General features: G+C 65.0%; 3 protein-coding genes and 1 pseudogene. 3 read left to right on the forward strand and 1 reads right to left on the reverse strand.

The window, feature by feature from the left end; genetic code table 11:
- Positions 1-188: 188 nt before the first annotated feature.
- Positions 189-395, forward strand: a pseudogene (locus tag LY05_RS15650) (IS5/IS1182 family transposase); the annotation flags it as partial.
- Positions 396-561: 166 nt separating this feature from the next.
- Here LY05_RS15650 and LY05_RS14790 read toward each other — a convergent pair.
- Entirely contained in the window at positions 562-1869 is a 1308-nt protein-coding gene (locus LY05_RS14790; RefSeq protein WP_148923682.1) for a tyrosine-type recombinase/integrase, read from the reverse strand.
- A gap of 558 nt (positions 1870-2427) precedes the next feature.
- On the opposite strand from LY05_RS14790, the gene LY05_RS14795 reads away from it, so the two are divergent.
- Together LY05_RS14795 and LY05_RS14800 are read left to right on the forward strand one after the other, a co-directional pair.
- Complete coding sequence (locus LY05_RS14795; protein WP_148923683.1) at positions 2428-3081, forward strand: DNA methyltransferase; 654 nt, start codon at positions 2428-2430, stop codon at positions 3079-3081.
- A partial coding sequence (locus LY05_RS14800; RefSeq protein WP_148923684.1) for an Eco57I restriction-modification methylase domain-containing protein occupies positions 3078-3918 on the forward strand: 841 nt, incomplete at its 3' end. The genes LY05_RS14795 and LY05_RS14800, both read left to right, overlap by 4 nt.

Consider the following 3918-nt stretch of genomic DNA (forward strand, 5'->3'; position numbering starts at 1 on the left):
ACGCGTTCCCCGCACACGCGGGGATGACCCAAGGCATGTTCCGGTGCGATTGCCGAGGTCGGCGCGTTCCCCGCACACGCGGGGATGACCCGCCGCCGCGAGGTCCGGGAATTTCCGCTTGGCGGCGTTCCCCGCACACGCGGGGATGACCCGGGGCGAGGCCTGAAGCGCGCGGCGGCGTCGCGATCATCCCCGCCAGAAGGAGCCGGCGCGTCCGCGAGACCGTCGACGGGCACTTCTACGCCCTGCGCAACTGGATCGAGCGGTGCTTCAACCGCCTCAAGAACGCCCGGCGGGCCGCCACCCGCTAAGACAAGACCGCGGCCAGCTTTCTTGGCTTCGTCCACCTCGCCTCAATCCGCCTGTGGGTCAAGGACCCTGTCAACACGGCCTAACCTTCTTTTCCTGTATCGCACGGATAGAAGGTAAGAAAAAACTAAATGGGGTAGGTTCAAGCCTCCAGCAAAACCGTCGCGGTTCAGAAGCAGTTTGAGGCCTCTTCTCTACCAATGGGCGGATCGACCATAACGGCCCCACCGCCGACACCGCTCACTTTGCGGATCATCTTATCGCCACCACCTTTCCAACCTCCGCGCGCCCTTCGAGGAAGGCGGCCCAGGCTTCCATCATGGCGCGCCGTTGCTGCACCATGTCGGTTCTGCGGTAGGCCCGCTCGACCGCGTTTCCCACGTCATGGGCCAGGGCAAGCTCGGCCATGTCGCGCGGCCAGCCCTGTTCCGCCGCCCAGTCGCGGAAGCTCGAGCGAAGGCCGTGCGGGACCGCAGGCCGCCCGGATCGCGGGTCGAGAAAGCCAGGCCCGCCCGCCGCCAGGTCGCGCGCATGGGCCGCCTTCATCGCCTTGGCAAGCGTCATGTCGGACATGGGCCGCCCGGCCCGCGCGCCCGGAAAGATCAGCGCCTCGCCCGCGACGCGCGGAAGGCTTGCCAGCAGCGCCGCCGCCGCGCGCGACAGCGGGACGACATGCTCGCGCCCCGCCTTCATCCGTTCGGCCGGAATGCGCCAGATCGCTGCCTTGCCGCCCGCAATGGGGTTTTGGGGGTTTCGGGGGTTTTGGGCATGGGGCAAGCCCTCGATTTCCGCCCATCTGGCCCCGCGCACCTCGCCTGAGCGGGCCGCCGTCAGGGCCGCGAAGCGCAGCGCCGCCGCGCCCATGCCCCGCACCTCGCCCAGCGCCTGCCACCATCGCGCCGCATCGGTCAGGGCAAGCGCGGGATGATGACCGCCGCCGGCCGCCTTCTTGAGCGCGGCAGGGGCGGGCAGAAGCTCGGCCAGGTTCCCCTTCCATCGCGCCGGGTTCTCGCCTTCGCGAAAGCCCGCCACCGTCGCCCAGGAAAGAACGCGCTCGATCCGGCCGCGAAGGCGCGCGGCGGTTTCGGGCTTGGCCTCCCATATCGGTTCGAGCGCCCGCAGCACGTCGCGGGTTGCGATCGCGCCCACATCGAGCGCGCCCAGCGCCGGGAAGGCGTAGGTCTCGAGCGTCGCGCGCCATTGCGCCCGGTGCTTGTCGTTGGTCAGCCCCTTGAGCTTGTCGGCAAGGTAGCGCTCCGCCGCCTCGGCGAAGGTCATCGTTCGGCGCACCCTGGCGCGCAGCAGCTCGGCCCCGCGTCCTTCCGCGATGGCCTTCTTGTTCGCGGCGGCCTTGGCGCGCGCATCGGTCAGGCTGACCGCCGGGAAGCGGCCGAGGCCAAGATCGCGCCGCCTTCCGTCCACCGTGACGCGCTGCACCCAGAACCGCCCGCCCGAGGGCTTGACGTAGAGAAGCAGGCCGTCGCCGCCGCCGTCGCTGTATCGCCCGGGCGGGGCGGATGCGCACAGGCGCGCCGTGAGCCTTTTCCCGCGAGGGGCCATCGAAACCGTTCCCACAATTGTTCCCACAATTTGCAGCGGCTTGGGCGGGTTTCCGCCGGAAGCCACGGGATGATATGATATTCAAAAGCCTATGAAACAGCAACATTTTCGGCTGATTTGGGATCACATGAAATAGTAGTATGGCGGACGCTCTTCCGCCGCTGTCCCTTGCGGAATTTTTCTCTTCTTCTGCGCGACCGGAATTTTTCCCTTGTTTTCAAGGGTTACGCCTGTGAGCTGTCCACCCCCGGGGGCGCGAGACGGCCAAAATCGGTCTCTGAGGGCCGATATTCTCTGAACCTGTTCACTGCGCGGATTTGGTGAATTTTTCGCAACACACTGATCTTGAAGGAAAAATGTAACTCAACCTGAACACTTCGATGCCGGTGGCGGTTGCGGAGAAACGACTCGGGTCGGACGTTCGCCATTCGTGTCAATGTCGGGCGTCGGCGCTTTGCTGGATTGCTCGGCAGGGCGGGGACAGGCGCGGCGGCGCGGTTGTATGTCCTGGCCAGAACACACCTTGGCGAGAACGCGCACAGCGGGCATATATGTTTCATGTCATTGATCAAGTCGAGAAAACGGGTCGCCGACCACGGCGAGGTGTTCACGCCGGAATGGCTGGTGGACGCGATGCTAGATCTCGTTAAGGATGAAGCCGAGCGTATCGACTCGCGCGTTCTGGAGCCCGCCTGCGGCAGCGGGAATTTCCTCGTCCGGGTGCTGCAGCGAAAGCTGGCGAGCGTCGAGATGAAGTTCGGAAAGTCGGCCTTCGAGCGCCGGCACTTCGCGCTTCTCGGCCTAATGTGCACCTATGGCATCGAGCTTCTTGCGGACAACATCGCCGAATGCCGCGCCAATATGCTGGAAACGCTCGCCGACTACCTGCGCATCGACGAGAGCGACGACCTCTACCGCGCCGCGTCCTACGTCCTGTCGCAGAACCTCGTGCATGGCGATGCGCTGACGATGAAGGCGCATGACGGCCGCCCGATCACCTTTGCCGAGTGGGGCTATCTTGGCCGGGGCAAGTTCCAGCGGCGCGACTTCCGGCTCGATGTACTGACCGGCGCGTCGGCCTTCAGCGCCGAGGACTCGCTGTTCTCCCGCCTTGGAAAGCATGAAGTCTTCACGCCAACCAAGACCTACCCGCCCATGACGATCCGCGATCTCGCCGCGCAGCTGGGGCCCGAGCCCAAAGAGGTCGCATGAGCATGCAGGCCACCTTCGCCCTGCGCGGGCGCAACCCGGATGTGCTGAGCTGCATAGCCAACCTCTCGAACGACGAGGTATTCACCCCGCCCGAATTCGCCAACCGCATGCTCGACACGCTGGCCGAGGCCTGGGCGGCGGATAACGGCGGCGCGAACCTCTGGGCCGACAGCAGCGTCCGGTTTCTGGACCCCTGCACCAAGTCCGGCGTGTTCCTGCGCGAGATCACGCGGCGGCTGGTGAAAGGGCTGGAGAGCCAAATCCCCGACCTGCAGGAACGCGTGGATCACATCCTCACCAAGCAGGTCTTCGGCATCGGCATCACCCGGCTGACGGCCATGCTGGCGCGGCGCAGCGTCTATTGCTCGAAGCACGCGACCGGGCCGCACTCCATCGCCAAGGGCTTTGGCAGCGACGATGGCGATATCTGGTTCGAGCGGACCGAGCACACATGGGTGAATGGCAGGTGCAAGTTCTGCGGGGCAAGCCAATCTACCTATGACCGTGGCGAGGGCATGGAAACCCACGCCTACGCGTTCATCCATACAGACGACATCAAGGCTCGCATGGCCGAGCTGTTCGGAGGCGACGTGCAGTTTGACGTGATCATCGGGAACCCGCCTTATCAGTTGGCAAGCGACGGCGGGACACGCGACGTTCCCATCTACCACAAGTTTGTCGAACAGGCGAAAGCGTTGCAGCCCCGTTATTTGACTATGGTAATTCCGTCGCGGTGGATGGCAGGGGGACTAGGTTTGTCTGAGAGCCCGACTCATAATTCGACCGGTGGTGCGTGGTATCGAGCCAAGCGTCTGACAAGAATGCGGATATGGGCGA

Source organism: Oceanicella actignis, assembly GCF_008124525.1.
In the GTDB taxonomy this organism is placed as follows: Bacteria; Pseudomonadota; Alphaproteobacteria; order Rhodobacterales; family Rhodobacteraceae; genus Oceanicella; species Oceanicella actignis.